Here is a 21,201-nt window from a genome sequence, read left to right as displayed (position 1 = left end):
GAACCGGCGGGAACAGAATAGGCCGCAAGGGCGGTCCAAAACAGGTGAGGATGTAGCTGATGGTGGCAGCACCCGGCGAGAACCTGCGCATCAATGGCGACAGGTTGTGGGATTCGCTCATGGAAATGGCGAAGATCGGCCCCGGCATTGCCGGCGGCAACAATCGCCAGACGTTGACGGACGCCGATGCCGAGGGCCGCAAGCTGTTCAAGGCGTGGTGCGACGACGCCGGATTGACCATGGGTGTCGACCAGATGGGCACCATGTTCATGACCCGCGCCGGCACCGATCCCGACGCCCTGCCGGTCTATATCGGCTCGCACCTCGATACGCAGCCGACCGGCGGCAAGTATGACGGCGTCCTCGGCGTGCTCTCCGGCCTTGAGGTCGTTCGCACGCTGAATGACCTCGGCATCAGGACCAAGCATCCGATCGTCGTCACCAACTGGACGAACGAGGAAGGCGCACGCTTCGCGCCTGCCATGCTCGCCTCCGGCGTCTTTGCCGGCATCCACGACCTCGACTATGCCTATGCGCGCAAGGATCCCGAAGGGAAGTCGTTCGGCGACGAGCTGAAGCGTATCGGCTGGGTCGGCGAGGAAGAGGTGGGCGCGCGCAAGATGCACGCCTATTTCGAATATCATATCGAGCAGGGTCCGATCCTTGAGGCCGAGAACAAGCAGATCGGCGTTGTGACCCATTGTCAGGGGCTCTGGTGGCTGGAGTTCACGCTGACTGGCAAAGAAGCCCACACCGGCTCCACGCCGATGAACATGCGCGTCAACGCGGGCCTCGCCATGAGCCGTATCCTGGAGATGGTGCAGGACGTGGCAATGGCCGAGCAGCCGGGCGCCGTGGGCGGTGTCGGGCAGATGTTCTTCTCGCCGAACTCGCGCAACGTCCTGCCCGGTAAGGTGGTCTTCACCGTCGACATCCGCACCCCGAGCCAGGAAAAGCTCGACCGGATGCGCGCGAAGATCGAGAAGCAAGCCGCCGAGATCTGCGACAAGCTCGGCGTCGGCTGTTCCGTCGAGGCCGTAGGGCACTTTGATCCGATAACCTTCGATCCGGTTCTCGTTGGCCGCGTGCGCGATGCGGCGGAGAAGCTCGGCTGCAGCCATATGAACATCATTTCCGGCGCCGGCCACGATGCCTGCTGGGCCGCCAAGGTAGCACCGGCCACAATGATCATGTGCCCCTGCGTCGGCGGCCTGTCGCACAACGAGGCGGAGGAAATCTCGAAGGAATGGGCAAGTGCCGGCGCGGACGTGCTGTTCCACGCGGTGCTGGAAACCGCGGAGATTGTCGAGTGAACGGCGCTTCTCTATATTCGCATCGTGGAAGGATGACGCGATGTCCGACAAGGTTACGAACGAGCTTATCTTTGAAACGCTCAAGCGGATCCAGGAAACGCTCGCGCTGCACACCCAATATCACCTTGAGACCAAGGAACGGCTGGGACTGGTCGAGTACCAGGTGGGGGGCCTCACCGCGCAGTACGCAAGCCTTTCGAAGCGCTTGGATCATGTGGATGAGCGCCTTACCCGAATTGAGAAGCGCCTCGACCTCGTCGCGGTCTGAGCGAGAAGACAACAACACCAGACGACGAAGACGACGATAGCATAGGGCCTCCGGCCCGATGCGGCCGGTGGTCCCCCAAGAAAAAACCAGAGGGAACGGGACCATGAGCACAGTGATCAAGGGCGGAGCCATCGTCACCGCCGACCTGACCTACAAGGCCGACGTCAAGATCGACGGGGGCAAGATCGTCGAGATTGGCCCCAGCCTGTTCGGCGACGAGGTTCTAGACGCGACCGGCTGCTATGTCATGCCGGGCGGTATCGATCCCCATGTCCACCTCGAAATGCCCTTCATGGGCACGTATTCCGCCGACGACTTCGAAAGCGGCACGCGCGCGGCCCTAGCCGGCGGCACGACCATGGTGGTCGACTTCTGCCTGCCTGACCCGGGCCAGTCCCTGCTTGATGCGCTGAAGCGCTGGGACAACAAGTCGACCCGCGCCAATTGCGACTATTCCTTCCACATGTCGGTCACCTGGTGGGGCGAACAGGTCTTCAACGAGATGAAGGCGGTGGTGCTGAACCACGGCATCAACACCTTCAAGCACTTCATGGCCTACAAGGGCGCACTGATGGTGAACGACGACGAGATGTTCGCCTCCTTCCAGCGTTGTGCCGAGCTCGGAGCCCTGCCCCTCGTCCATGCCGAGAACGGCGACGTCGTCGCCGCCATGCAGCAGAAGCTGATGGATGAGGGCAATGACGGGCCGGAGGCGCACGCCTACTCGCGCCCGGCTTCGGTCGAGGGCGAGGCAACCAACCGTGCCATCATCATTGCCGACATGGCCGGCGTGCCGCTCTATGTCGTCCATACCTCCTGCGAGCAGTCGCACGAGGCGATCCGTCGGGCCCGGCAGAACGGCATGCGCGTCTACGGCGAGCCCCTGATCCAGCACCTGACGCTCGACGAGAGCGAATATTTCGACAAGGACTGGGACCATGCGGCCCGCCGGGTCATGAGCCCACCCTTCCGCAACAAGCAGCACCAGGACAGTCTCTGGGCAGGCCTTGCTTCGGGCTCGCTGCAGGTCGTGGCGACCGATCATTGCGCCTTCACCACAGACCAGAAGCGCACCGGCGTCGGCGACTTCCGCAAGATCCCGAACGGCACCGGCGGGCTGGAAGATCGCATGCCGATGCTCTGGACCTATGGCGTGGCGACTGGCCGCATCACCATGAATGAATTCGTCGCTGTGACCTCGACCAATATCGCAAAGATCCTCAACGTTTACCCCCGCAAGGGCGCGATCCTCGTCGGCGCCGATGCGGACATCGTGGTCTGGGACCCGAAGCGCTCGAAGACGATTTCGGCGAAGTCCCAGCAGTCGGCGATCGACTACAACGTCTTCGAAGGAAAGCAGGTGACCGGCCTGCCGCGCTACACCCTGACCCGCGGCGTCGTCGCGATCGAGGAAAGCACGGTCAAGACGCAGGAAGGCCACGGAAAGTTCGTCAAGCGCGAGCCCTTCCAGGCGGTCAACAAGGCGATCTCGACCTGGAAGGAACTGACGTCGCCGCGCAAGGTGGAGCGCACCGGCATTCCGGCGAGCGGGGTGTGACGCAAAGGGCCATGCCAGAGGGAACCGCACCCATTCAAGTCTCGGTGAGGGCTCCAACTGATCAGCTTGATCTGTCGGAGCACGACGCGAAGATGTATGCCGCGTTGGGCGTCTTCACCGCGCGGTGCGCAAGCCTCGAGCACATCGTAGACAAGTTTCTATTTTGTTATGGAAAATTAAGAACTCCGCTGGTTTGCGGGACAACGAATTTTCCAGCCACGATGGAAGCGAAAGTCGACTTCATAGTCTCTGCCTACATCGAAGACAGGCGCCTTCGCTCCTGCGGCGACGCCGATGATCGATTAGATCTGAACGCGATCGGATATCTGATGGACGAAGTATGGGATGCCAGGAAGCATCTCATACATGGCAGTCTCTACTTTTCTAGGCACGATGGAACGGATTTTTCCTTCACCTCGAGCCGATACGCGCGAGTTTCGAAGAACAGATATGAAGTAGTAAGTTTTAGAATCAGCCGGGGCGCCATTCTCCGACTATTGGATAACATCGCATACCTCAAAGCTGTACTGCGTGTTGCATTAGACATCCTAGATGGGGGAGATCCGAAAACTCAGTACGACGAGATTCGGAAAGGGCGTCTCCAATTTAGGGAACTGCGGCAGGCGCTCTTGGAAGATGGACGAGAAGTTGATCCCACTGGGATCATAAGGTTCTTCGCCGGGGAGGCAACATGAGGACCTCCTGTCATTCAAATCTCCACCAACCCATCCAGTTCCGGCAGGAGCACAACGCTCTCCTGCTCGTTGGGATCTGTCCGGGCGATGATCGCCGTGCAGGGGGTGTTGGAGAGATTGGCCGGCAGATGCGGCACGCCGGCTGGGATGTAGAAGAGTTCTCCGGCATGGACGACGACGTGGTGCTCCAGCCGGTCGCCGTACCAGGTGTGGGCCGAGCCGGAGAGCATGTAGATTGCCGTCTCGTGGCTCTGGTGCAGATGCGCCTTGGCGCGCCCGCCCGGCGGAATGGTCAGGAGGTGCATGCAGATGCCTGTCGATCCGACTGTCTCCGCCGCAATGCCTTCGAAGTAGCTGAGCCCCTGCTTGCCGTCATAGGTGGAGCCCGGCTTCACGATCCGGCAGGTGGGCTTCGATGACGCGTCCATGGACTTCCTCCCTTGACCGGCAGCCGGCGTCGCCAGGCGCCCTCTCGCCTGCAATCATAACACGCACTCGCGTATTCGCATCCACAGAACTCATGACTGGCCGCATCCCATGAATGCTTCTCCCGCCTCCGTCGTATCCGCCAGGAAACTCGGCCTCACCTTCCAGACCAGTGACGGGCCGGTGCACGCGCTGTCCGACGTCGACCTGGAGGTGGAAAAGGGAGATTTCGTCTCCTTCATCGGCCCCTCCGGCTGTGGCAAGACCACCTTTCTACGGGTCATCGCCGACCTTGAGAAGAATACGGCGGGAGAGATCACCATCAACGGCATGACGCCGGAGGAGGCCCGTAAGTCGCGTTGCTACGGCTATGTTTTTCAGGCCCCAGCGCTCTATCCCTGGCGGACGATCGAGAAGAACGTCGCCCTGCCGCTCGAGATCATGGGTCATGGAAAGACGGAGCAGCAGGAGCGTGTCCGCCGCACGCTCGACCTCGTCAACCTCTCCGGTTTCGGGAAGAAATACCCGTGGCAACTGTCGGGTGGCATGCAGCAGCGCGCCTCCATCGCCCGCGCGCTCGCCTTCGACGCCGACCTGCTGCTGATGGACGAACCTTTCGGGGCTCTCGACGAGATCGTCCGCGACCACTTGAACGAACAGCTCCTCAAGCTCTGGGCGGCAACGGAGAAGACTATCTGCTTCGTCACCCACTCGATCCCGGAGGCGGTCTACCTCTCCACCAAGATCGTCGTCATGTCGCCGCGGCCCGGCCGGGTGACCGACGTGATACACTCAACCCTGCCGCGTGAACGGCCCCTGGAAATCCGCGAGACGCCGGAATTCCTGGAGATCGCCCATCGCGTGCGGGAAGGCTTGAGGACGGGGCACAGCTATGAGGAGTGAGACCTTCGCCTCCCGCATCGGCCCCGTCCTGACCATCGTCGCGACCATCATCGTGATCTGGTACGCAGCTGCGGTCTGGATGAACGCGCCTTTCCAGCGCGATCTGGACCGGCGGGGAGACGTCACCTCCACGACCATGGAGTTCATCGGCAAGACGCTGTCGCAGCCGAAGCCGATCGTGCCTGCACCGCACCAGGTGGCGCAGAATGTCTTCGAGAACACCTTCCTGCGCAAGGTGACCAGCAATCGCAGCCTCGTCTACCATTCCTGGGTGACGCTCTCCTCGACACTTGCCGGCTTCGCCTTCGGGACGCTGCTCGGCGTCCTGATTGCCGTCGGCATCGTGCATGTGAAGGCGCTCGACCGCAGCCTGATGCCATGGATCATCGCCTCGCAGACCGTGCCGATCCTGGCGATCGCGCCGATGGTGGTCGTCGTGCTGGCGGCCATAAACGTTACGGGCCTGATCCCGAAGGCGCTGATCTCCACCTACCTCTCCTTCTTCCCGGTGGCTGTCGGCATGGTGAAGGGCCTGCGCTCACCGGACATCATCCAGCTCGACCTGATGCGCACCTACAATGCCAGCCGGTGGCAGACCTTCTGGAAGCTTCGGGTGCCCGCCTCCATGCCCTTCCTCTTCACCTCCATGAAGGTCGCGGTCGCAGCGAGCCTCGTCGGCGCCATCGTCGCCGAACTGCCGACCGGTGCCGCCGCCGGCATCGGCTCGAAACTGCTCGCCGGTTCCTATTACAGCCAGACGATCGACATGTGGGCGGCGCTGATCGCCGGCTCCGTGCTGGCTGCGATGCTGGTCACGATCGTCGGCATCGGCGCCAGGCTGATCGACCGGCGGATGGGGGTGCGACCGGCATGACCCTCTTCCTCCGCTCCTGGCAGGGCAGCATTGCCCTTCTTCTCTGTCTTCTCGCGGTAGCGCGATTGCCCTTCCTCGCGACCGGCGCGTCGACACCATTCGCTGCCGGAGGGACGATTGCCATCCTGTTGCTGATCGCGGTCGGCGTCCTCGCGTCCTTCGCGCGGATCAGCCGTCCGGCCCGGGCTTCGGTACTGTTCGTGACGGCCCATCTCGCCGCATGGCTGCTGATCGGCGGCATTTCCGGCAACGAGGGCGATGCCCGCCTGTCCTATTTCCTGCTGATCACGGCAAGCTGGCTCCTCGGCTGGCGGTGCATTTCGGAACTGGCGGAAATCCGGCCGTCCAGCCGGCAGACCATGATGGCACTGCGGCTGCTGATCCCGGCGATCTTCGGCGCCTGGGTCCTCATCCTGTGGGAAGCCATCACCCGCGGTGCCGGCGTTCCCTTCATTCTGCTACCTCCACCGTCGGCGATCTGGGACCGGATCGTCAGCTCCGTGCCGATCCTCGCGGCGGACGTGCGACAGACCATCTTCAAGGCCGTGCTGTTCGGCTACGTGGTCGGATGCGCCGCCGGCTTCGCGGTCGCAATCCTCGCCGACCGGATCTCCTTCCTGCGGCGTGGCCTGCTGCCGATCGGCAACCTCATGTCGGCGCTTCCCATTATAGGCGTGGCACCGATCATGGTCATGTGGTTCGGCTTCGACTGGCAGTCGAAGGCCGCCGTCGTCATCGTCATGACCTTCTTCCCCATGCTGGTGAACACGGTGGCCGGGCTCGGCGCCTCCGGCTCCATGGAGCGCGACCTCATGCGTTCCTATGCCTCGGGATACTGGCAGACGCTCGTCAAGCTGCGCCTGCCCGCCGCCATGCCCTTCATCTTCAACGCGCTCAAGATCAACTCCACCCTGGCGCTGATCGGCGCGATCGTGGCGGAGTTCTTCGGCACGCCGATCGTCGGCATGGGCTTCCGCATCTCGACCGAGATCGGCCGCATGAATGTCGACATGGTCTGGGCGGAAATCGCCGTTGCGGCGGTCATCGGATCGGTCTTTTATGGTGTCGTGGCGCTCGCGGAGCGGGCAACGACATTCTGGCATCCGTCTAACCGTGGTGGCTAGACGCATCCGCCTTCCGCAACGACGGAGGGCGGCAAAACCTCAGAGGGAAAGGATAACAACAATGAGAAATATCCTTGTTGCATTGATGGCGAGTGCGATGTCGCTTGCAGCCGTTCAGGTGGCTTCGGCCGCCGACATCACCCTGCAGCTGAAGTGGGTGGCCCAGTCGCAATTCGCCGGCTACTACGTCGCCGAAGACAAGGGCTTCTATGATGAGGAAGGCCTCGACGTCGAGATCAAGGCCGGCGGCCCCGACATCGCACCGGAACAGGTGATCGCCGGCGGCGGTGCCGACGTCATCGTCGCCTGGATGGGCGGCGCGCTGGTCGCCCGCGAAAAGGGAGTGCCGCTCGTCAACATCGCCCAGCCCTACCAGAAGTCCGGCCTGCAACTGATCTGCCCGAAGGACGGACCGATCCAGACCGAGGCCGACTTCAAAGGACATACGCTGGGTGTCTGGTTCTTCGGCAACGAGTATCCGTTCTTTGCCTGGATGAACAAGCTCGGCCTCTCCACCGAAGGTGGTCCGGACGGGGTGACGGTCCTGAAGCAGAGCTTCGACGTGCAGCCGCTCGTCCAGAAGCAGGCGGACTGCATCTCCGTCATGACCTATAACGAGTACTGGCAGGCGATCGATGCCGGCTTCAAGCCGGAGGACTTGGTGGTCTTCAACTATACCGAAATGGGCAACGATCTGCTGGAGGATGGCCTATACGTTCTGGAGGACAAGCTTGCCGATCCGGAATTCAAGGAAAACATGGTGAAGTTCGTCCGCGCCTCCATGAAGGGCTGGAAATACGCCATGGAAAACCCGGACGAAGCTGCGGAGATCGTCATGGACAACGGCGGCCAGGACGAGAACCACCAGAAGCGAATGATGGGCGAGGTCGCCAAGCTGATCGGCGACGGCACCGGCAAGCTTGATCCGGCCGTCTACGAGCGTACTGCGAAGGCGCTTCTCGACCAGAAGATCATCACCAAGGAGCCTGAAGGCGCCTATACCACCGAGATCACTGACGCCGCCGTTCAATAACGGCTAAGGTATACTTTATGACAGATAAGCAACGCGCGGCCTTCGCCGCGCGTTTTTACGTAATACATAACAAAATGTAATGAGAACAATAACCGAACAGGCTTGATTTGCGGGCTCGGGGATCATAGAAACGTCAGCCGATGAAACTTCCGGGCCGCTCTTGCAAGCCTTTCTGCCCGGCACCAATTGTAAATCGATTTGGACCGTCGAGGGTCAGAAAAATTCTTCCCGCATGATGGCGGGGCCGATTGAACCCATTGCCTAACTGGATCCCGTACGCATGCTTCGCACGTCTCTTCGCCTGGCCTGTATCATACCGGCTGCCCTGTTCTCGCTTGCTGCACTCCCCAGTGCGGCACAGGAGAACGCTCAGCCGGCAGCCACACCCGAGGCTACCCTGCCGTCGATCATCGTCACCGAGGCTGTGGAGCGGGAACTGACCGACCGCGTTATTGCTACGGGAACGATCCGGGCCGTGCAGGAGGTCTACGTCCAGCCGCTCGTGGATGGCTTGTCGATCCGCACGCTGGAAGCCGATGTGGGCGACGAGGTCGAGGCCGAGCAGGTTCTCGCGACCCTGAATGAAGACACGCTGATCCTGCAGAAGAGCCAGTTGGAAGCCAACAAGGCAAAGGCCGAGGCCGGGCTTGCGCAATACCGCGCCCAAGTCGTCGAAGCCCAGGCCAACCTGGATGACGCCATACGCCAGCGTGACCGCGCAACGAGGCTGGGTAAGACCGGTACCAGTTCGGTCGCCGAAGTCGAACGCGCAACGGCGGCCGCCGAAGTGGCCGAAGCGCGCCTCCAGGCAGCACAGCAGGCCATCTCGGTGGGCGAGGCGGACATCAAGGTTGTCGAGAGCCAGATCGCCGATATCGACCTGAAGCTTGCCCGGACCGCGGTGAAGACCCCTGTTGCCGGGATTGTCTCGGCCCGCAATGCAAAGATTGGCGCGATTGCCAGCGGCGCCGGCGAACCCCTCTTTACCGTTATCCGCGACGGTGCGCTTGAGTTGGTCGCAGAACTGACCGAGACGGACATCCACAGGATCAAGCCCGGCCAGAGGGCAGTGATCACCATCGCCGGAGGCAGCAGCGAGATCGAGGGAGAGGTTCGCCTCGTGTCACCGACGGTCGATCCGGTCAGCCGGCTCGGCAACGTGCGGATAGACATCGACGAGAAGAGCGGCGCGCGCGCCGGGATGTATGGCAACGCCGAAATCATCATCGATGAGAAGACCGCCCTCGCCTTGCCTCTTTCCGCGGTGACAACAGCACGTGACGGCTCGTACGCCCGCAAGGTGGAAGACGGGGTCGTGAAGCAGGTCGAGGTTGCCATCGGCATTCAGGATGGCGGCTTCGTCGAGGTGACGAGCGGGCTGGCAGCTGGCGACATGGTCGTCGAGAAGGCCGGTGCCTTCGTGCGGGATGGTGACCGGATCAAGCCGGTGCCCGCTGCATCGACCGTGTCGAACTGATCGAGGACGAAAGATGAACTTCTCAGCCTGGTCGATCCGCAATCCGATCGCGCCGCTGCTCGGCTTTGCGCTGCTGCTCTTCATGGGGCTGCAGTCCTTCTATTCGCTGCCGATCACGCGCTTCCCGAACATCGACGTTCCAGTTGTCTCCGTCACCGTCGCACAGAGCGGCGCGTCGCCGGCCGAACTCGAGATGCAGGTGACGAAAGAAGTCGAGGACGCCGTCGCCTCCATCAGCGGAGTGGACGAGATACAGTCCACAGTGACCGACGGCCAGTCCCAGACCGTCGTGCTCTTCCGCATCGAGAAGCCGACGGACGAAGCCGTTCAGGACACGAAGGATGCGATTGACCGCATTCGCAGCGATCTTCCTGCGAGCGCCGAGGAACCGGTGGTCTCGAAGATCGACGTCGAAGGCCAGGCGATCCAGACCTTCTCCGTCACCTCCCCGAACATGACGCTCGAGGAGCTGTCCTGGTTCGTCGATGATACGATCAAGCGTGAACTGCAGGGACAGCCCGGGATCGGCCGTATCGACCGTTATGGCGGCGCCGACCGCGAAGTCCGCGTCGCGCTCAACCCCGCGAAGCTGGATTCCTACGGCATCACCGCGGTCGACGTGAACAGCCAGCTTCGCGGCACCAACGTCGATCTGGGCTCCGGCCGCGGCCAGGTGGCTGGCAACGAGCAGACGATCCGCACGCTCGGTGATGCCCGCACCGTTACGCAGCTCGCAGATACCACGATCGCGCTTTCCGGCGGCCGCTTCGTCAAGCTGTCCGAACTCGGTACCATCACCGACACCTATGAGGAGCCGAAGTCCTTCTCGCGCTTCAACGGCTCCCCGTCGGTGACGTTTGCCGTCTTCCGCGCCAAGGGTGCAAGCGAGGTCTCGGTTGCGGAGACGGTGGCGGAAAGTCTTGAAACGGTTCGCGCCGCCCATCCCGGCGTCACGATCGAGATGGTCGACGATTCCGTCTACTTCACCTACGGCAACTACGAGGCCGCGCTTCATACGCTGATGGAGGGCGCGCTTCTCGCCGTCATCGTCGTGATGCTCTTCCTCCGCAACTGGCGGGCGACGATCATTGCAGCCGTGGCCCTGCCCCTTTCCGCCATCCCGACCTTCTGGGTGATGGACCTGCTCGGCTTCTCGCTGAACCTCGTCAGCTTCCTGGCGCTGACGCTCGCGACGGGGATCCTCGTCGACGACGCGATCGTAGAGATCGAGAACATTGCCCGTCACATCAAGATGGGCAAGACGCCCTATCGCGCCGCGCTGGAGGCCGCCGACGAGATCGGTCTTGCGGTGATAGCGACGAGCTTTACCATTATTGCCGTCTTCGTGCCCGTGTCCTTCATGCCGGGCATTCCGGGCCAGTACTTCATCCAGTTCGGCCTGACGGTCGCCTTCTCCGTCTTCTTCTCGCTGATGGTGGCGCGTCTGATCACACCGCTGATGGCCGCCTACTGGATGCGCGCCGAAGACGCGATGGAGGACCACCAGGACAATGACGGTCGGTTGATGAAGGCCTATACGCGCCTCGTCACCGGCACAACGCGCAAGTGGTATATGCGTTACGCGACGCTGCTTGGCGCCATTGCCTTCCTGGTCGCCTCGATCGCATTGCTGAGCCAGGTGCCGGGCAGCTTCATGCCGCCGGAGGACTCATCGCGCATCGTGCTCTCCGTCGAACTGCCGCCGAACGCGACACTGGACGAGACCGCCGCGACCACCGAGGTCATCTACGATGCCGTCCGCGACATCGATGGCGTTGAGAGCGTCTTCATCCTCGGCGGCGCGTCGCCCAAGGGTGATCTGGAACTGCGCCGCGCCACCGTTCGCGTGATCCTGCGGAACATCGACCACTCGCTTCTGAAGACCCTGGTCAACAAGGGCCTTGGCGGAATTCCGCTGCTGGGCGACCTGGTTCCCAAGATCCCGGACAACGGCCGCACCCGGCCGCAATGGGAGGTCGAGCGGGAATTGTTCGAGAAGGTGCGGACCATTCCGGACGTCCGCATCTCCAAGCTCAACGACCGCGCGGAGCGGGAACTCAGCTTCAACTTCCTCTCGTCCAGTGAGCAGGACCTGAACGAAGCCGTGAGCCTTCTGGAATCGCGGCTGCGTGCCTCGCCGATCCTCGCCAATGTCAGCTCGGAAGGAGCCCTGCCGCGGCCGGAACTGCAGATTCGCCCGCGCAAGGATGAAACGGCCCGGCTGGGCATCACGCCGCAGCAGATCGCCGAAACGGTCCGCGTCGCAACCATCGGCGACATCGACGCGCAGCTTGCGAAGATGTCGATTGACGACCGGCAGATCCCCATCCGCGTCCAGGCATCGCTCGACCTGCGGCGCGACCTCGCATCCATCCGCGCGCTGAAGATCAAGACCGCCACCGGCGAGACGGTACCGCTCTACAGTGTGGCCGACATCGACTATGCGGAAGGCCCGAGCTCGATCAAGCGCAACGACCGAAGCCGCGTCGTGGCAATCGGCTCCGACGTTCCCTTCGGCACCGCGCTCGATACGGCAACCGAGGAGTTCAAGCGCATCGTCGATGCGACGGAGCTTCCGGCGACGGTGCGGCTGGCGGAGAGTGGCGACGCCAAGGTTCAGGCCGAGATGGTCCAGAGCTTCGGCAATGCCATGCTTCTCGGCCTGCTGATGGTACTGGTGGTGCTGATCCTGTTGTTCAAAGACGTCATCCAGCCGTTCACCATCCTCTTCTCGCTGCCGCTCGCCATCGGCGGCGTCGCGGTGGCTTTGATCATTACCCAGAACTCACTCTCCATGCCGGTTCTGATCGGCATCCTGATGCTGATGGGGATCGTCACCAAGAACGCCATCCTGCTGGTGGACTTCGCGATCGAGATGCGCCGCCACGGGATGGAGCGTGTCCATGCCATGGTGGAAGCAGGCCGCAAGCGGGCCCGGCCGATCATCATGACCTCGATCGCCATGTCGGCCGGCATGCTGCCATCGGCGCTCGGTGTGGGCGAAGGTGGATCATTCCGGGCGCCGATGGCGATTGCCGTGATCGGCGGCATCATCGTCTCGACCGTCTTGTCACTGGTCGTGGTGCCTGCCTTCTTCCTGATCATGGACGACGTATCGCGACTGCTCGGCCGCATCTTCGGCGGCATGTTCGGCAAGAAGGAGGAGGAAGCCGTGGGCCTCTCGACCGAGGAACTCAGCCGCCGTGCGCACGAGGCCGCTTCTTCGATTGCGACGCTCGAGGAACGCCTCGCTTCCATCGAGAAGCAGAAGGGCGCCAATGACGACAAAGCGTCCGGTACCTCACCCGGGTCGAACGTCATGCGAATGACGCCCTGGGCTGCGGAATAGCGCAAAAGAACGAGACCAATACAAAAGGCCGGGTGAGAACCCGGCCTTTTTCGTTCATGGGAACCGCTTTCCTGTTTGATCGATGTCAAAGGCTTTCTTGTCGCAGATGCTAGATTTGGTTCCAGGATTCCACGAGCAACCGCCTATCGCGATGGAAAAACCGACGGTCACCATGAACAAGAGCCTGAGAGTGAATAGCCGCGACAAAGCCGTCCTGGTTCGGGCGCCGTTCATGGCCGGCCTGAGTGGGGAAGCGCTGGTGAAGATGCTGAACGCGGCGTCCATTTCCAGCGCCCCGGCCCGCCATATCGTCTTCCGCGAAGGCATGACCGCCGAGCATTTCTACTGCGTGCTGTCGGGCTATGTCCGCCTCTACCGCCTGAACCGGGAGGGCCGCGAAGCGGATATCCGCATCTGCGGTCCGGGCGACACCTTCGCTGAATGCCTGATCTACGGCGACGACATCTACCGCTTCAATGCACAGACGGCCGAAAACACCACACTTGCCCGTTTCGATATCCGCACCGCCCGGCATTTGGCCGAGCAGGAGCCGGATATTGCCCGGGCTCTGATATCCTGTCTGTCGCACCATCTGCTGACGACGATGGACTGCGTTGCGAACGACCGTCTACACACCGCTCCGCAACGCGTGGCGGAATACCTGCTGAAGGCCTGTCCCGTTGACGGCGGCCCGGCATCCATCCGCCTGCCGTTCCAGAAGAGCCTTCTCGCCGGCATGCTGGGCTTGGCGCCGGAGGCCCTGTCCCGCGCCTTCTCGTCCCTGCGCCGCGCCGGCGTCACCGTCCGCGGCCGCATCATCCAGATCAGCGACGTGAAGTCGTTACGGGACGTCTGAAGGACGGGCTACGCCGCCTTCAGAGGCCACCGTTCTCCTTCAGGAACCGCACCACGTGATCGACGCCGTCGCCGCGCTTCAGGTCAGTGAAGAGATGGGGCTTCGCCTCCCGCATCCTGTGGGCGTCACGGTCCATCACGTCGAGATCGACGCCGACATGGGGTGCCAGATCCTTCTTGTTGATCACCAGCAGGTCTGAACGCGTGATCCCCGGCCCGCCCTTGCGGGGGATCTCCTCGCCCTGGCAGGTAGAGATCACGTAGATGGTAAGGTCCGCGAGATCCGGTGAGAAGGTGGCGGCAAGATTGTCTCCGCCGGACTCGATGAAGACGACATCCAGGTCGGGGAAGCGCTCGTTGAGGTCTGCGATCGCCTGCAGGTTGATCGTGGCATCCTCGCGGATGGCGGTGTGCGGGCAGCCTCCGGTCTCTACCCCGACGATGCGGTCGGAGGACAGCGCCTGCATCCGCACAAGCGCCTCGGCGTCTTCGCGCGTGTAGATGTCGTTGGTTACCACGGCGACGGAATAGTCCTCGCGCATCGCCTTGCAGAGCTTTTCGGTCAGCGCGGTCTTGCCGGAGCCGACAGGGCCGCCAATGCCGACGCGCAGTGGTCCGTTTGCAGATTTCATCGTCTTGTCCTTTCCTCGACAGGCCTTCGTCAGGACCGAAAGAGCCTGGAATGCTGGGTCTCGTGCTTGAGCGAGGCGATTTCCGCCTGGACGGCTGCGGTGCCGAGCGCATCCAGCGTGCTGGCGGAGGCGCGACGACAGAGCTCAAGTATCCGCGGCTCCCGTTCAGCCAGTATCGCCAGCCCCTGTGCCTGTCCGCAGGCACCCAGGCGGATCCCGGCCGAAACGCCTTGCGAAATCGCCGCATGCAGGAAAGCCGCCAGCGCGTCCTCAAGCGGCACGGCATGGGCAGCGGCAATCGCACCCACCGCCACCGGAAACGGCACGTCTTGCGGTAGCCGACCGAGAACCTCATGGCGCCAAGCGGTTGCAGCGGCAGCAAAGGCCTTTCCCAGCGACAGCGTTTCAAAGTGTCGCTCGCCTGAACCGGCAAGTGCCAGAGAAAGCTCCGAGAGCTCCCGCAGCGCTTCTGTGTCCGCATGCCTCCGCCAGGCCTCGGCGAACAGGATCGCGTCATTCCAGAGGCTGCCATGGCCGAGGATCGTGTCGAGCCAGGATCTCAGGTCATCGGTATCCTTCACCAGTCCGTCATGCACGGCCCGCTCGAGCCCGCCCGACCAGGCAAAGCTGCCGATCGGGAAGGCGGGCGACATCCACGCCATCAGGCGAAGCAGTGCCTGCGTCTGCAGCCCCTCACCCATCATGCTCAGTCATGCGCATGAGGATGATCATCTCCGTGCGAGTGCCCGCCATGGGCGTGATAGGCACCGCGAACAGGATGGAAGGTTTCCTCGACCTCCGTCACTGTGGCGCCGAGGCCCTCCAGCATCTTGCGGATGACATGGTCGCGCAGGATGAGGATGCGCCCCTCCTCGATCTGCGCCGATAGATGCCGGTTGCCGAGGTGCCAGGCAAGCTCCGTCAGATGCAGGCGGTCCCGCGCGGTGATCGCGAAGAGCTTCTCCGGCGCGGCGGCGATCGCGACATTGTTACCGTCCTCGAGGATCAACCGGTCGCCCTCGGCAAGCAGCACCGGCTCCTTGAGGTCGAGCATCACCATCTCGCCGTTCGAAAGGTGGAGCACCTTGCGGCGGAGATGCCGCAGGTCATGCGGCAAGGCGATGGTATCGACCGGAGGGTCGGTGATGACACCGGCATGGTGGTAGGCGGTGATGCGTTGCATGCGTTCATCCTTGAGCGAGGATCATGTCCCCAGCGGCTTGCGGAAGTAAATGACGCGTTCTGTCTCGACAAAGCCCCACTGCCGATGGGCCAGTTGGGAGGAGGTATTATGCATCTCGACGTCCGAACAAAGCTCGACGAAACCTCTGGCCCGAAGATCAGACTCGATCTGGGCCAGCAACTGGCCAGCAATGCCCATTCGCCTGCTGCGTTCTTCGACGAATATTCCTTCGAGAAACGGTACGGGCGTTGAGGTACAGCCATTGGCATAGGCACGGACCGAGACCTCCGCGAAGGCTACGAGCGCGCCGTCGGGGCTGAACGCACCGTAGCCAACAACGCCCTGCTCGCCCAGCATCTCCTCTATCTCGACCAGATGCGCGTCAGCCGGTTGATCCGGCCACAGGGCTTGCCGCAGCCTTGACCACGGCTCCGCGTCGAGGGACGTCAGCGCTCTGACAGATACTGGGTTCAAGGTCATCCTCAGAACAGGAAATAACGCTGCGCCATAGGCAGGACGGTCGCCGGTTCACAGGTCAAGAGCTCGCCATCGGCACGCACCTCGTAGGTTTCCGGATCGACCTCGATATCCGGCGTCAGCGAATTGTGGATCATCGAAGCCTTGGAGATGCCGCCACGTACGTTCTTCACCGCGACCATCTTCTTTGCCACACCGAGGCGTTGCGCGAGCCCGGCATCGAGCGAAGCCTGAGAGACGAAGGTGACGGAGGAATTGGTCCTGAGCTTTCCGTAGGCGGCAAACATCGGTCGGTAGTGCATCGGCTGCGGCGTCGGAATGGAAGCGTTCGGATCACCCATCGGGGCGGCCGCAATGGACCCGCCGAGCAGCACCATCTCCGGCTTGACGCCGAAGAAGGCCGGGCTCCACAGTACCAGATCCGCCCGCTTGCCCACCTCCACCGAGCCGATCTCATGGGAGACGCCATGGGCGATCGCCGGGTTGATCGTGTACTTGGCGATATAGCGGCGGACGCGGAAGTTATCGTTCTCGCCCGTCTCCTCCTTCAGCCGCCCGCGCTGGCGCTTCATCTTGTCGGCGGTCTGCCAGGTGCGGATCGCCACCTCGCCGACACGGCCCATGGCCTGGCTGTCTGAAGAGATGATCGAGAAGGCGCCGATATCGTGCAGGATGTCCTCGGCCGCGATCGTCTCCTTGCGGATGCGGCTTTCGGCAAAGGCAATGTCCTCGGGGATGGACGGCGACAGGTGATGGCAGACCATCAGCATGTCGAGGTGTTCGGCAAGCGTATTGACCGTGTAAGGCCGCGTCGGATTGGTCGATGACGGTATGACGTTCGGCTGGCCGCAGACCTTGATGATGTCCGGCGCATGGCCACCGCCCGCCCCTTCCGTGTGAAAGGCATGGATGGTGCGCCCCTTGATGGCGGCCACCGTATTCTCGACGAAGCCGCTCTCATTCAGCGTATCGGTGTGGATCATCACCTGCACGTCGTATTCGTCAGCGACCGTGAGGCAGTTGTCGATCGCGGCCGGTGTTGTGCCCCAATCTTCGTGCAGCTTCAGCGACGAGGCACCGGACAGGATCATCTCCTCCAACGGCGCCGGTAGCGACGCATTGCCCTTGCCGGCGAGCGCGAGGTTCATCGGGAAGGCATCGAAGCTCTCGATCATCCGCTCGATATGCCAGGCGCCGGTGCAGGTCGTCGCGAGCGTGCCATGGGCGGGACCCGTGCCGCCGCCCAGCATGCAGGTGACACCGCTCATCAGCGCTTCCTCGATCTGCTGCGGGCAGATGTAGTGGATATGCGCGTCCATGCCGCCGGCGGTCAGGATCTTGCCCTCGCCCGCAATTGCCTCGGTCGAGGGACCTACAATGATGCTCACGCCCGGCTGGGTATCAGGATTGCCGGCCTTGCCGATCGCGTGGATGCGGCCGTCCTTGAGGCCGACATCGGCCTTGTAGATGCCTGTGTGGTCGACGATCAGCGCATTGGTAATGACGGTGTCGACAGCGCCTTCGGCGCGGGTCGCCTGGCTTTGGCCCATGCCGTCGCGGATCACCTTGCCGCCGCCGAACTTCACCTCCTCGCCATAGGTGGTGAAGTCCTTTTCCACCTCGATGAAGAGTTCGGTGTCGGCGAGCCGCACCTTGTCGCCGACGGTTGGGCCGAACATGGAGGCGTAAGCGGCGCGGGAGATCTTGTGGGGCATGAAGAGACCTTTTGAGAGGACGTGTTGAACCGGCCGGATTGCGCGTCAGTTGCTGCCCATGAGATCCGTCTGTTCCTTCAATTGCTGGGTTCGCTGCCGCGTCAGCTCTGCCTGGCAGCCATAGATAAGCATGGGCTCCATCGTGCCGCCCCGCGCCTGATAGCCGTAGAGGGCACACTGCGCATCGCGGAAAGCGAGCCAGGCCCGCTGTGACGCCAGGAGAGCGTCTGCGGCACTGCCGAGGCCATCCATGGCATCCCCATCCCAGTCCTTCATGGCCTGACGAGTGACCTTGTACTGCGCGTTCAGCTGTTCGTCGGCCTCGGCGAAATCCTGCTCGGCGCAATAGGTCATCTCCATCTGCGTCACCGGGTTCCTGCAATCGACCTCCGGATCGTCCTGCGCGGTAGCCGGTACTCCCGAAAGCAGCATCGCCGATAACATCACCAGCTTCTTCATAGCGGCCCCATGACCTTCTGCTGGAAACCGAAAACCTTGCGCGATCCGGAAAGCGGGATCAGCGTCACCTGCCGGGTCTGCCCCGGTTCGAACCGGACCGCCGTGCCGGCCGGGATATCGAGCCGCATCCCGCGGGTCATCTCGCGGGGAAAGGACAACCCTTCATTGGTCTCGAAGAAATGGTAATGGCTGCCGACCTGGATCGGGCGGTCGCCGGTGTTCGAGACCTCGATCGTGATTGTTGGCGCACCCGCATTCAATTCGATTTCACCAGCAGCAGCAATGACTTCGCCCGGGATCATGAATCAGCCTCGCACCTGTTTAACGTATCGGTTCATGGACGGTGACGAGCTTCGTACCGTCAGGGAACGTCGCCTCCACCTGAACGTCATGGATCATCTCTGCGACACCTTCCATTACCTGGCTGCGGGTGATGACATGCGCCCCCGCCTCCATCAGATCCGCCACGGAGCGGCCGTCGCGTGCCCCTTCGACGACGAAATCCGTGATCAGCGCGATCGCCTCCGGATGGTTGAGCTTGACGCCGCGCTCCAGCCGCCGCCGCGCCACCATGGCGGCCATAGAGATCAGCAGCTTGTCTTTTTCCCTCGGGGTAAGATTCATCGTGGTCCTGCGCTTGCCGTCAAATGTTCCAGACCTTCGGCACCGGCGCGCCGTTTCGCAATACGGCAATTACCGGTACCAGCACTTTTCTGAGTTCGAAGCCGCTCGACGCGATCAGTCGCACGACGAGCTTCCCTTGCCAGTAGCTGGCACCGCCATTGCCGTTGCCGAGCACCTCCCGCACCCTTACCAGCATCGCCTCTGCCAGGGGCCCCGCATAGACGATCGTGGCAAAGGCAGTCTCGCCACCAAGGGTCGCATTCCCGGAGCCGAGCAAGTCGATCTCACCGTCGAGCCGCATCTCTTCCGCGTGCAGCAGGCGACCGCCCCTCCGGACGCGCCAGCGATCCCGAAAGAGACCGTGACGGAGCCGCTCGCCCATCGCCTGCCGTCCCATGAGGACGGCTTCGACGGCAAGGAGTTCGGCCGTCTCGTGAAGATCGACGTCAAGCCGCCGGCTGAGGGAGGATTGGTCGAATAGGATGGTTTCCTGCGGCAGCCAGTGAAGGCTCGCATTGGCCCCGGCGGCGAGCCGGGTGGTCACGGAGGCCGTGCCAGCAGAGGCCTTGTAGACCTTCTCATTCGCCTGTGTCGTGACTGTCAATCGGGTGGAATCAGAGGCGGCGACGGACCATTCGATCACGTCGCCGCCCGTCAGTCCCCCTGACGTGTTGATGAGAATCGCCTCCATATCGGGCGAGAATGTTTCGGGAAGGCGAATTTTTGCGCAGCCTTCCTGGTAGAACTCGGCAAGCCGCGTCCGCCCGCCGAGAGGCTTGGTTACAAGGCGTCCCGTACCCCTTGCGCGCTGCGGCGCACATTGTTCGGCTGGCTGCTGCAATTCGTCCCCTGAAGATCACCGTTTACGGCACAATCGGAAGCAACAGTCGTGCCAGTCTTAACGATGGCCGGCGCTGCCTCCGCGACGATATTGCGCTTGTCGGCCTCAAGGAAAAACTCCCACATCCGCGGAGCCGGATCAACAGACGGATCGAAGGCAGGCGCCTTGACCGCTGACGCCACCTGCACAACGCCGGACTGCGACGAGGAAGACGAGGCCGAAGCCATCATGCCTTCGGCAGGCGCAGTCTTTGGCCAGGCATGCGTACCATTGGCGTAGACATAGGCAGCAATACGCGCGCCGGCCTTGCAGGTATCGTAGAGGCGCTGCGTGACGTCGCCGACCGTATGGGTGACGGCGTCGCCCGTGCAGCCATCCATCTGGCTCCAGCGCTGCAGGGCAGTGAGGAAACCGTATTGCCAGTAGGGCTTGCCACCGCCTGCATAGGGATTGGCATCATCCTTCTCGCCCGCGAAGGCAATGATCGACATCGGCCGGGACGGTGCGCAGGTTGCCCGATCGGGCTTCCACTGCCCGTCCACGTTCACCGGCGCCCCTGCCCTCAGCGAATGGACGAAGCCGGCAGCCGCAAAATCGCTGCGGCCACTGCAGATGTATTGCGAGAGCATGCGCCCGCCGCCCGAATAGCCGGAAGCATAGATGCGGCTGCGGTCGACGCAAGCCGCCTGCTCGACAGCCTTGACCGCGGCACCAATGAAGGCGACTTCGTCGAGTCCGCCCTCCTGCGTCGTCACCAGCGGCACGTTCCAGGCGTGGGTGCCGTCGAAGGCGCCCGCAAGGCTGCCCTGAAGGGCCACGACGATGAAGCCCTCCTTTTCCGCCACCTGGTCCCACGAACTGCGCTTCAACTGCCCGACGGGGTTGCTGTGACTGCCGTGGAAGTCGAAGACCACCGGAACCTTGTCGGTCCCGGCATAGGACGACGGTACGAAGAGGACACCGGTACGATCAGCGTCCGTCGACTGGACCTTTAACTCATGCCGGCCCGGCTGGATTGGCTGCCCGCATCCGTCAGCAAGCGCAGCGTTTGCGCCCAAGAAAAACGCTCCTGCGGCGATCAACCTGGCAAGAGCGGCGGAACCGGAAAAACCATCAATGCGTGCAAATGCCATCAAGCGCCTCGCTAGCGGGGTGCAGGGTCTTCAACTCTCTGCGGCCTGTTGGAAAACTGTGGGAGTGATAGCATTTATTAGCGACTGTTGAAACGATTAAAACGAATGGAAGCCATGCAATTATTGACCCGCTAACAGTAATAGCCCGCCATTCTTTCGCCTCAACTGACCTTGCCCCGCTAATCTAATCCAATTTGAAGTAAGCTCTGGCCCATTAAGAGGACCAGAGAATGAAGCGCAGCCGTTTCACAGACGAGCAGAT

Annotated in this window: 22 protein-coding genes; 11 read left to right on the top strand and 11 right to left on the bottom strand. The window is 62.5% G+C overall.

Going from position 1 to position 21,201, the window contains the following annotated elements; all coding sequences use genetic code 11:
- Window positions 1-59: 59 nt before the first annotated feature.
- From FN060_RS20045 to FN060_RS20030, 4 genes are all read left to right on the top strand, one after another.
- The gene (locus FN060_RS20045) at window positions 60-1,313 is read left to right on the top strand and encodes a Zn-dependent hydrolase (protein WP_183950104.1); all 1,254 of its coding nucleotides are present in this window, start codon (window positions 60-62) and stop codon (window positions 1,311-1,313) included.
- 40 nt (window positions 1,314-1,353) lie between these two features.
- The gene (locus FN060_RS20040; protein ID WP_142589743.1) at window positions 1,354-1,581 is read left to right on the top strand and encodes a hypothetical protein; all 228 of its coding nucleotides are present in this window, start codon (window positions 1,354-1,356) and stop codon (window positions 1,579-1,581) included.
- 103 nt (window positions 1,582-1,684) lie between these two features.
- On the top strand, window positions 1,685-3,139 hold the full coding sequence (gene hydA, locus FN060_RS20035) for a dihydropyrimidinase (RefSeq protein ID WP_142589742.1): 1,455 nt from the start codon (window positions 1,685-1,687) through the stop codon (window positions 3,137-3,139).
- An 11-nt stretch (window positions 3,140-3,150) separates the two neighbouring features.
- A complete protein-coding gene (locus tag FN060_RS20030; RefSeq protein ID WP_142589741.1) occupies window positions 3,151-3,834 on the top strand; it encodes a hypothetical protein in 684 nt (227 codons plus the stop codon).
- Between the two features lie 14 nt (window positions 3,835-3,848).
- Here FN060_RS20030 and FN060_RS20025 read toward each other — a convergent pair whose 3' ends face one another.
- Window positions 3,849-4,262, bottom strand: coding sequence for a cupin domain-containing protein (locus FN060_RS20025; RefSeq protein ID WP_077549472.1), 414 nt, complete (start codon window positions 4,260-4,262; stop codon window positions 3,849-3,851).
- A gap of 109 nt (window positions 4,263-4,371) precedes the next feature.
- On the opposite strand from FN060_RS20025, the gene FN060_RS20020 reads away from it, so the two are divergent.
- From FN060_RS20020 to FN060_RS19990, 7 genes are all read left to right on the top strand, one after another.
- Window positions 4,372-5,163, top strand: a complete 792-nt coding sequence (locus tag FN060_RS20020) for an ABC transporter ATP-binding protein (protein ID WP_142589740.1) — start codon at window positions 4,372-4,374, stop codon at window positions 5,161-5,163.
- Entirely contained in the window at window positions 5,153-6,037 is an 885-nt protein-coding gene (locus tag FN060_RS20015) for an ABC transporter permease (RefSeq protein ID WP_142589739.1), read from the top strand. Before FN060_RS20020 ends, FN060_RS20015 begins: the two co-directional genes overlap by 11 nt.
- Complete coding sequence (locus FN060_RS20010) at window positions 6,034-7,161, top strand: ABC transporter permease (protein WP_142589738.1); 1,128 nt, start codon at window positions 6,034-6,036, stop codon at window positions 7,159-7,161. Before FN060_RS20015 ends, FN060_RS20010 begins: the two co-directional genes overlap by 4 nt.
- Before the next feature lie 61 nt (window positions 7,162-7,222).
- Window positions 7,223-8,194: an ABC transporter substrate-binding protein gene (locus FN060_RS20005; RefSeq protein WP_077549476.1), complete on the top strand. Its 972-nt coding sequence runs from the start codon at window positions 7,223-7,225 to the stop codon at window positions 8,192-8,194.
- Between the two features lie 280 nt (window positions 8,195-8,474).
- Window positions 8,475-9,671: an efflux RND transporter periplasmic adaptor subunit gene (locus tag FN060_RS20000; protein WP_142589737.1), complete on the top strand. Its 1,197-nt coding sequence runs from the start codon at window positions 8,475-8,477 to the stop codon at window positions 9,669-9,671.
- A gap of 13 nt (window positions 9,672-9,684) precedes the next feature.
- A complete protein-coding gene (locus tag FN060_RS19995) occupies window positions 9,685-13,020 on the top strand; it encodes an efflux RND transporter permease subunit (RefSeq protein ID WP_142589736.1) in 3,336 nt (1,111 codons plus the stop codon).
- Between the two features lie 172 nt (window positions 13,021-13,192).
- Entirely contained in the window at window positions 13,193-13,876 is a 684-nt protein-coding gene (locus tag FN060_RS19990) for a Crp/Fnr family transcriptional regulator (protein WP_142589735.1), read from the top strand.
- Window positions 13,877-13,895: 19 nt separating this feature from the next.
- Here the strand turns inward: FN060_RS19990 and ureG are convergent, their stop codons facing one another.
- From ureG to FN060_RS19940, 10 genes are read right to left on the bottom strand one after another with little or no spacing between them, the layout of a single operon-like run.
- The gene (gene ureG, locus FN060_RS19985; protein WP_142589734.1) at window positions 13,896-14,507 is read right to left on the bottom strand and encodes an urease accessory protein UreG; all 612 of its coding nucleotides are present in this window, start codon (window positions 14,505-14,507) and stop codon (window positions 13,896-13,898) included.
- Window positions 14,508-14,536: 29 nt separating this feature from the next.
- Window positions 14,537-15,208 carry an urease accessory protein UreF gene (locus FN060_RS19980; protein ID WP_142589733.1) on the bottom strand — a complete coding sequence of 224 codons (672 nt, stop codon included), beginning with the start codon at window positions 15,206-15,208 and terminating at the stop codon, window positions 14,537-14,539.
- Between the two features lie 5 nt (window positions 15,209-15,213).
- On the bottom strand, window positions 15,214-15,690 hold the full coding sequence (ureE, locus tag FN060_RS19975) for an urease accessory protein UreE (protein WP_142589732.1): 477 nt from the start codon (window positions 15,688-15,690) through the stop codon (window positions 15,214-15,216).
- A gap of 21 nt (window positions 15,691-15,711) precedes the next feature.
- The gene (locus FN060_RS19970; RefSeq protein ID WP_142589731.1) at window positions 15,712-16,170 is read right to left on the bottom strand and encodes a GNAT family N-acetyltransferase; all 459 of its coding nucleotides are present in this window, start codon (window positions 16,168-16,170) and stop codon (window positions 15,712-15,714) included.
- A gap of 2 nt (window positions 16,171-16,172) precedes the next feature.
- On the bottom strand, window positions 16,173-17,882 hold the full coding sequence (ureC, locus tag FN060_RS19965) for an urease subunit alpha (protein WP_142589730.1): 1,710 nt from the start codon (window positions 17,880-17,882) through the stop codon (window positions 16,173-16,175).
- A 45-nt stretch (window positions 17,883-17,927) separates the two neighbouring features.
- Window positions 17,928-18,341, bottom strand: a complete 414-nt coding sequence (locus tag FN060_RS19960) for a lysozyme inhibitor LprI family protein (RefSeq protein ID WP_142589729.1) — start codon at window positions 18,339-18,341, stop codon at window positions 17,928-17,930.
- A complete protein-coding gene (locus tag FN060_RS19955; protein WP_142589728.1) occupies window positions 18,338-18,643 on the bottom strand; it encodes an urease subunit beta in 306 nt (101 codons plus the stop codon). The genes FN060_RS19960 and FN060_RS19955 overlap by 4 nt, the downstream gene beginning before the upstream one ends.
- A 19-nt stretch (window positions 18,644-18,662) precedes the next feature.
- A complete protein-coding gene (locus FN060_RS19950; RefSeq protein ID WP_052639069.1) occupies window positions 18,663-18,965 on the bottom strand; it encodes an urease subunit gamma in 303 nt (100 codons plus the stop codon).
- Between the two features lie 19 nt (window positions 18,966-18,984).
- Window positions 18,985-19,806, bottom strand: a complete 822-nt coding sequence (locus tag FN060_RS19945) for an urease accessory protein UreD (protein WP_142589727.1) — start codon at window positions 19,804-19,806, stop codon at window positions 18,985-18,987.
- Window positions 19,746-20,864, bottom strand: coding sequence for a CE1 family esterase (locus tag FN060_RS19940; protein WP_244665896.1), 1,119 nt, complete (start codon window positions 20,862-20,864; stop codon window positions 19,746-19,748). The genes FN060_RS19945 and FN060_RS19940 overlap by 61 nt, the downstream gene beginning before the upstream one ends.
- Window positions 20,865-21,201 lie beyond the last annotated feature (337 nt).

This window comes from Pseudorhizobium halotolerans, from assembly GCF_902153235.2.
Taxonomy (GTDB): Bacteria; Pseudomonadota; Alphaproteobacteria; order Rhizobiales; family Rhizobiaceae; genus Neorhizobium; species Neorhizobium flavum.
Note: the sequence above shows the minus strand (reverse complement) of the source record. Positions and strands in the feature narration are given on the sequence as shown.

Bases quoted from the DNA above. Each gene is read 5' to 3' on its own strand.
- FN060_RS20045 (WP_183950104.1), top strand. From the start codon at position 60: ATGGTGGCAGCACCCGGCGAGAACCTGCGCATCAATGGCGACAGGTTG.
- FN060_RS20040 (WP_142589743.1), top strand. From the start codon at position 1,354: ATGTCCGACAAGGTTACGAACGAGCTTATCTTTGAAACGCTCAAGCGG.
- hydA (WP_142589742.1), top strand. From the start codon at position 1,685: ATGAGCACAGTGATCAAGGGCGGAGCCATCGTCACCGCCGACCTGACC.
- FN060_RS20030 (WP_142589741.1), top strand. From the start codon at position 3,151: ATGCCAGAGGGAACCGCACCCATTCAAGTCTCGGTGAGGGCTCCAACT.
- FN060_RS20025 (WP_077549472.1), bottom strand. From the start codon at position 4,262: ATGGACGCGTCATCGAAGCCCACCTGCCGGATCGTGAAGCCGGGCTCC.
- FN060_RS20020 (WP_142589740.1), top strand. From the start codon at position 4,372: ATGAATGCTTCTCCCGCCTCCGTCGTATCCGCCAGGAAACTCGGCCTC.
- FN060_RS20015 (WP_142589739.1), top strand. From the start codon at position 5,153: ATGAGGAGTGAGACCTTCGCCTCCCGCATCGGCCCCGTCCTGACCATC.
- FN060_RS20010 (WP_142589738.1), top strand. From the start codon at position 6,034: ATGACCCTCTTCCTCCGCTCCTGGCAGGGCAGCATTGCCCTTCTTCTC.
- FN060_RS20005 (WP_077549476.1), top strand. From the start codon at position 7,223: ATGAGAAATATCCTTGTTGCATTGATGGCGAGTGCGATGTCGCTTGCA.
- FN060_RS20000 (WP_142589737.1), top strand. From the start codon at position 8,475: ATGCTTCGCACGTCTCTTCGCCTGGCCTGTATCATACCGGCTGCCCTG.
- FN060_RS19995 (WP_142589736.1), top strand. From the start codon at position 9,685: ATGAACTTCTCAGCCTGGTCGATCCGCAATCCGATCGCGCCGCTGCTC.
- FN060_RS19990 (WP_142589735.1), top strand. From the start codon at position 13,193: ATGAACAAGAGCCTGAGAGTGAATAGCCGCGACAAAGCCGTCCTGGTT.
- ureG (WP_142589734.1), bottom strand. From the start codon at position 14,507: ATGAAATCTGCAAACGGACCACTGCGCGTCGGCATTGGCGGCCCTGTC.
- FN060_RS19980 (WP_142589733.1), bottom strand. From the start codon at position 15,208: ATGGGTGAGGGGCTGCAGACGCAGGCACTGCTTCGCCTGATGGCGTGG.
- ureE (WP_142589732.1), bottom strand. From the start codon at position 15,690: ATGCAACGCATCACCGCCTACCACCATGCCGGTGTCATCACCGACCCT.
- FN060_RS19970 (WP_142589731.1), bottom strand. From the start codon at position 16,170: ATGACCTTGAACCCAGTATCTGTCAGAGCGCTGACGTCCCTCGACGCG.
- ureC (WP_142589730.1), bottom strand. From the start codon at position 17,882: ATGCCCCACAAGATCTCCCGCGCCGCTTACGCCTCCATGTTCGGCCCA.
- FN060_RS19960 (WP_142589729.1), bottom strand. From the start codon at position 18,341: ATGAAGAAGCTGGTGATGTTATCGGCGATGCTGCTTTCGGGAGTACCG.
- FN060_RS19955 (WP_142589728.1), bottom strand. From the start codon at position 18,643: ATGATCCCGGGCGAAGTCATTGCTGCTGCTGGTGAAATCGAATTGAAT.
- FN060_RS19950 (WP_052639069.1), bottom strand. From the start codon at position 18,965: ATGAATCTTACCCCGAGGGAAAAAGACAAGCTGCTGATCTCTATGGCC.